This is a genomic window from uncultured Pelagibacterium sp., from assembly GCF_963972885.1.
GTDB classification, from domain to species: domain Bacteria; phylum Pseudomonadota; class Alphaproteobacteria; order Rhizobiales; family Devosiaceae; genus Pelagibacterium; species Pelagibacterium nitratireducens.
The window spans coordinates 22949-29037 of the sequence record NZ_CAXAXY010000032.1 but is presented as its reverse complement, the minus strand read 5'-3'; the positions used below and the strand labels follow the sequence as shown (position 1 = coordinate 29037).

The 6089-nt window shown below is 60.5% G+C and carries 7 protein-coding genes; 3 read left to right on the top strand and 4 right to left on the bottom strand.

Annotated features, from left to right (window positions below; translation table 11 throughout):
• Positions 1-124: 124 nt before the first annotated feature.
• On the bottom strand, positions 125-382 hold the full coding sequence (locus tag AACZ55_RS07555) for a YjhX family toxin (protein WP_339644790.1): 258 nt from the start codon (positions 380-382) through the stop codon (positions 125-127).
• 257 nt (positions 383-639) lie between these two features.
• On the opposite strand from AACZ55_RS07555, the gene AACZ55_RS07550 reads away from it, so the two are divergent.
• The 3 genes from AACZ55_RS07550 to gatB all read left to right on the top strand — a co-directional run bounded on the left by AACZ55_RS07550 (position 640) and on the right by gatB (position 3111).
• Positions 640-954: a chorismate mutase gene (locus tag AACZ55_RS07550; protein ID WP_338610539.1), complete on the top strand. Its 315-nt coding sequence runs from the start codon at positions 640-642 to the stop codon at positions 952-954.
• Between the two features lie 13 nt (positions 955-967).
• Positions 968-1483, top strand: a complete 516-nt coding sequence (locus AACZ55_RS07545; RefSeq protein ID WP_338610540.1) for a GNAT family N-acetyltransferase — start codon at positions 968-970, stop codon at positions 1481-1483.
• A 143-nt stretch (positions 1484-1626) separates the two neighbouring features.
• Positions 1627-3111 (top strand): Asp-tRNA(Asn)/Glu-tRNA(Gln) amidotransferase subunit GatB, encoded by a 1485-nt coding sequence (gene gatB, locus AACZ55_RS07540; protein ID WP_339644786.1) that lies wholly within the window; start codon positions 1627-1629, stop codon positions 3109-3111.
• Positions 3112-3349: 238 nt separating this feature from the next.
• Here the strand turns inward: gatB and AACZ55_RS07535 are convergent, their stop codons facing one another.
• From AACZ55_RS07535 to purM, 3 genes are all read right to left on the bottom strand, one after another.
• Entirely contained in the window at positions 3350-4249 is a 900-nt protein-coding gene (locus AACZ55_RS07535; protein ID WP_339644783.1) for a DMT family transporter, read from the bottom strand.
• A 116-nt stretch (positions 4250-4365) separates the two neighbouring features.
• Entirely contained in the window at positions 4366-4959 is a 594-nt protein-coding gene (purN, locus tag AACZ55_RS07530) for a phosphoribosylglycinamide formyltransferase (RefSeq protein WP_339644780.1), read from the bottom strand.
• On the bottom strand, positions 4956-6032 hold the full coding sequence (gene purM / locus AACZ55_RS07525) for a phosphoribosylformylglycinamidine cyclo-ligase (protein WP_339644777.1): 1077 nt from the start codon (positions 6030-6032) through the stop codon (positions 4956-4958). Before purM ends, purN begins: the two co-directional genes overlap by 4 nt.
• Positions 6033-6089: the final 57 nt, after the last annotated feature.

Here is a 6089-nt window from a genome sequence, read left to right as displayed (position 1 = left end):
GATCGCTTCATATAAAAACTAAACCATGCGGAGCGTTCATCGCCCCATGCCGTCTTTGAGTTTTGCGATAACCGCGGTCCGCTGGACCGGCGGACGATTTGCCGCGCCGGTCCATCGGCATCGTTCAGCGGTTGTCGGTTTGACTGCGCACCAACATCACGCCCCGCCTGGTTATCCGGTAGGGGCCACCACCCTGAGAGGCGATGGTCTTGCGGCGGCGCAGCTTCTTGAACAGCGTCATGTCGCACTGGGTCAAAAGCCAGCCGTCGCGGTTAAAGCACTCGATGTCGGCGATTTTGCCGCGTGCGTCCTTGAGCGGCTGGATGTAGCCGCCCTGTGCCAACGCGTGCAGCACGCGCTGTTCGTCTCGGGAAATGTCCATGAAAGTGTGTCTGCAAATTTGGCGGAAAGGACCGCCAGCCGATCGAAACCGTGCCGCCCGCATAACGCAGGGAGAACGGTGGGTTCGATTTTCAGCCCAGCCTTATTTGACCGGGCCTCAGCGGAGCTCAGACAGATTGCACATCAGGTGGTTGCTTAGACCGGTGGCTGCCGGCAGGCAAGTGGGCCGAATAGGGTGGTTGAAAATTGTCGTCCGCCGATGCACACCTGCATCACTGCCAAAATGGAAACACTGCAATGACCGCCATAAAACTGCCCGCCGACTGTGAAACCAAGGACGATGTGCGCGTCGAGATCGACCGGATCGATAACGCGCTGATCGAACTTTTTGCCGAGCGGCATGGCTATGTGACGCGGATGGCCGAGATCAAGACCGATCCCCATGAGGCCAACGATCCGGCCCGGATCGAGGCGATTGTCGCCAAGCGACGGGCCCAGGCTCTTGATCTCGATCTCGATGAAGATCAGGCCGAATTGCTCTGGCGCACATTAATTGACTGGAACATCAACTACGAAAAGGGCATCATCATTGCCCGGACCCGGAAAAAATAGAGCGCCAAGGGAAATGCTCGACAATCTGATCCTCCGCCGCGCCTCCATCGCCGAAGCCGACAAGCTCGGCAAGCTGGCTTTTGCGTCCTGGGATTCGAGCATGCGCCACATCATCAGCCCTGAATCCGAAGAGGGAATAGCTGCCGAACGTGCCGCGCTCGAGCTGTCGTTCCAGCTGTTCTGCATCACGGCCAGCGACGCGATCACGGTGGCCGAGCATGACGGGGAGCTGACGGGCTGGGGTGCCCGCGAGCCGATGAGTGATTATATATCCGATCTCTGGGTCACCCCCGCCCATCAGCGAAACGGCATTGGCCGTGCACTTCTTTCTGCCGTCGAGCAGGACATTTTCCGCGCCGGGCACGATGTCGCCGTGCTCGAAACTCACGCGGAAAATGGTGGCGCCATCCGCTTTTACGCTCGCGAGGGGTATGGGATCGTCTGGCGCGGGGTCAAATTCTCCCGCATGCTGGGCCAGCGCGTCGAAAAAGTGCGCATGGAAAAGCAACTGGTGGTCACGGCCCATTAGAGCGAGGTCAGAAAAAGTTGCAGACTTTTTCGGTTCGATCTCGCGACAAAGAACCACTAGCCTGACGGCGGCAATTGTTTTATCCCCCACATCATATTTCCGCGCATTCTCGCGCCTGAGCAATCAAGCAGGTCTTCGCTTCCATGACACTGGTCGATACACGCACCCCCACCCCGAAATATTTCATCTCCGGCGCCACCGGCGATTGGGAAATGGTCATCGGTATGGAGGTGCATGCCCAGGTGACCTCGGAGTCCAAACTGTTCTCGGGCTCGTCCACCGAATTCGGCAATCCGCCCAATTCCAACGTCTCGTTTGTCGATGCCGCCATGCCCGGCATGCTGCCGGTCATCAACGAGGAATGCGTGCGCCAGGCCGTGCGCACCGGGCTGGGGCTCAAGGCCCAGATCAACAAGCGCTCGGTGTTCGACCGCAAGAACTATTTCTATCCCGATCTGCCTCAGGGCTATCAGATTTCCCAGTTCAAGGACCCCATCGTCGGCGAGGGCAAGGTCATGCTCGACCTCGGTGAAGACGGCGAGGTCGAAATCGGTATCGAGCGTCTGCATCTCGAACAGGACGCGGGCAAGTCGATTCACGATCAGCACCCCAATATGAGCTTTGTCGATCTCAACCGCTCGGGCGTGGCGCTCATGGAAATCGTCTCCAAGCCCGATCTGCGCTCGTCGGATGAAGCCAAGGCCTATCTCACCAAGCTGCGCACGATCCTGCGTTATCTGGGCACCTGCGACGGCAATATGGAGCAGGGCTCGATGCGCGCCGATATCAACGTTTCGGTTCGTCGCCCCGGCGGCGAATTCGGCACGCGCTGTGAGATCAAGAACGTCAATTCGGTCCGCTTTGCCGGCCAGGCCATCGAATATGAGGCGCGCCGCCAGATTGATATTCTGGAAGATGGCGGGGTGATCGATCAGGAAACCCGGCTTTACGATCCCAAGACCGGCACGACCCGGTCGATGCGGTCCAAGGAAGAAGCGCACGACTATCGGTATTTCCCCGATCCCGACCTGCTGCCGCTCGAATTCGATGACGCTTTCATCGCCATGCTCGCGGAGAACTTGCCCGAGCTCCCGGACGAAAAGAGCGCGCGTTTGGTCCAGGACTATGGCGTCACCCCTTACGATGCGTCTGTTCTGGTCTCGGATCGGCGCTATGCCGATTTTTACGAGGACGTCGCAAAGGGGCGCGATGGCAAGCTGGCCGCCAACTGGGTGATCAACGAATTTTTCGGACGCCTGTCCAAGGAAGGGCTTTCCATCGATGACAGCCCGATGGATGCCGGCCAGCTCGGTGGCATCGTGGATTTGATCTCCAAGGGTGAGATTTCGGGCAAGATCGCCAAGGATCTGTTCGAGATCGTGTGGACCGAAGGCGGCGATCCGGCCGAACTGGTTGAATCGCGGGGCATGAAGCAGGTCTCCGATACCGGGGCGATCGAAAAGATCGTCGATGAGATCATTGCCGGCAATCCCGGCCAGGTCGAAGCGGTCAAGACCAAGCCGGGTCTTCTGGGCTGGTTTGTCGGTCAGGTCATGAAGCAGACCGGCGGCAAGGCCAACCCGCAGGCGGTCAACGAAATCCTGAAAGCCAAGCTGGGACTGGAATAGATAGGGAACACAGGCGATAGGGTTTTCGTTGGTTGGGAAAGGAGGTCGCCATGACCAACCCACCACCCGACAACCCTATTCCCAATCCCGATCCCACCCCGCCGATTCCGGGGCCGAATCCCGACCCGGTTCCACGGCCGCCCGATAGTCCGGTCCCAGATCCCACCGATCCCATTCCGCATCCGCCGGAGCCGGAAATTCCGCCCAATCCGGGCGATCCCGTTCAGCCGACGCGGAGCTAATCGGCGGTTCGTGAGCGCATGCCCAGCAGGCGGGGCAGGCGGCCATCGATCATCAACAGACCGATGAAGATGGCCAGCATGCCCAAGAGATGGGTGGGCAGAATGATTTCCCCGAGCAGCACGAAGCCGAATATGATCGCGGATACGGGCGCTATGAAGGTTACCGTCGAAAAGTTGGTCGCACCGATCCGGGGCAGGATGCGGTACATGATGATGAACGTGAAGGTCGTGGCCATAAGTCCGATCCCAAAGGCGGCCAACCAGGTTTCCGGCAAGGTAATGACCGGCGGACCCTCAAAGCCGAAGGCCACGATCGCCGAGCTCAGGCCTGCGCCTGATAGGGCCATGACCGCGAATGCCGTCGGCTCAACGGATTTGAAGCTGCGGGTAATGTTGAGCGAAAACGCGTAGCAGATCGTCGCGCCCAGGCAGGCGGCGATGGCCCAGAGTTGCGAATTTCCGCCGCTCTGAAGAGCCGGCGAGGCAAGAATGGCAACGCCGGTGAACCCGCAAACCACGCCGACGAATTTAAGCACGCTGGCCCGTTCCCCATCGCTGAAGAACAGTGAGATGATCACCGTCATGATGGGGGTCAGGGCATTGATGATCGCCGCGACACCACTCGCCAGGCTCCCTTGAGCCAGCGGATAGAGGGCGAACGGGATCGAATAGGCCAGCCAGCCCAGTGCACCGAGTTTGAGCCAGAGCATGGGGTCGCGCGGCACGGGTTTGCGCATGACGAACAGCGCCACCCAGCAGCCCAGCGCGCCGATACAGACGCGCAGCGCCGAAACCCAGAGAGGTCCGAGTTCGCGAATCAGGATTGCGTTAAAAATGAAAGAGAAGCCCCAGATCCCTCCGAGCAGAAGAATCCAGAACCAGTCACGAGTCGCCATGGGATTGTGCCTACAGGTGGAAGACCGGAACGCTACGCCTTTGCCGGCGCGATGTCGAAGCAGTTATGGAAATGACACCTATCAAATCGGGTGATCCGAACCACCCGATTTTGACGTCAGCCGCGATAGGCAACCGCTCCGGATGCAAGCAGGGCCAGAGCCTTGGGATAGAGCTTGTGTTCCTCCGCCAGCACCCGGGCAGCCAGCGTCTCGGGGGTATCGCCCGGCGCGATGGGCACGCGGGCCTGCAGGATGGCAGGGCCCTCATCAAGGCCCGGTGTCACGAAATGGACGGTACAACCTGCCTCGAGCGCGCCATCGGAAATGGCCCGTGCGTGGGTGTCGAGCCCCTTGTAGGCGGGCAGGAGCGAAGGATGGATGTTGATGGCCTTTCCCTGCCAGTGCGTCGTGAACTCGGCCGTCAGAATACGCATGAAGCCGGCAAGGCAGATGTAATCGACGGCCCAGCCCTCAAGGATCCGGGTCAGCGTATTTTCGAAATCGAGACGGCTCTCAAAGCTGCTCTGCGCGAGGTTGGCCGTCTCGATCCCTTCGGCGCGGGCCGTTTGCAGGCCCGGTGCCGCGGCGCGATTGGAAAAGACGCCGACGATTTCGGCGGGATATTGTGGAGCCTTGGCGGCTTCGATCAAGGCCGTCATGTTCGAGCCGCGCCCGGAAATAAGGACGGCGACGCGCTTTTTGGCGCTCATAGGGAGAGGGCACCGGTAAATTCAACGGCATCACCGCTGCGCTCGACCAGTTCGCCAACGATGCTGGCGGTTTCGCCGTGGCTTTCGAGTTTGGCGACGAGTGCTTCGGCATCCCCGGCACTCACGGCGACCAGCATGCCGACACCGCAATTGAAGGTGCGCAGCATTTCCCGCTCGGCAATCCCGCCCTGTCTGGCCAGCCAGCCAAAGACTTTGGGCGTCGATACCGCATCGAGATCGACGCGCGCCGCCAGCGTTTGGGGCAGGACGCGGGGGATGTTTTCCTGAAATCCGCCACCGGTGATATGGGCCAGCGCCTTGATGTTCAGACCCGAGCGGATTGCATCGAGCAGCGGCCTGACGTAGATTTTCGTGGGCACGAGCAGCGCGGCGCCAAGGCTGGATTCGGGCGCAAAGGGTGCTGGATCGGACCAGGCAAGGCCGGACATGTCCACGATCTTGCGGACCAGCGAATAGCCGTTCGAGTGCACGCCGGACGAAGCGATGGCGACGAGCTTGTCCCCGGCACCAATATCGGTACGGGGCAGGAGGCTGCCGCGTTCCGCGGCGCCCACGGCAAAGCCGGCGAGGTCGTAATCGCCACCGTGATACATGCCGGGCATTTCAGCGGTTTCCCCACCGATCAGCGCGCATCCTGCCTGACGGCAACCTTCGGCAATGCCTTCGACGATGGCAGTGCCCTGGGCAACGTCAAGCGCGCCGGTGGCGAAGTAATCGAGGAAGAACAGCGGTTCGGCACCCTGGACGACGAGGTCGTTGACGCACATGGCGACAAGATCGATGCCGACGGTATCGTGGATGCCGGCATCAATCGCGATCCGCAGCTTGGTTCCGACGCCATCATTGGCAGCGATCAGTACGGGATCGGTGAACCCGGCCGCCTTGAGATCGAACAGACCGCCGAAACCGCCGATTTCCCCATCTGCGCCCGGGCGGCGGGTCGACTTGACTGCCGGCTTGATGGCTTCGACGAGCGCGTTTCCCGCGTCGATATCGACTCCGGCCTGCTTGTAGGAAAGGCCGTTCGAGGGCAGGTTTGTGTCGTCGGACATTTGGATACGCCATCCCCAGTGATGCGCCCTTGTGAGGGGCGGCATCAGATTAACGTT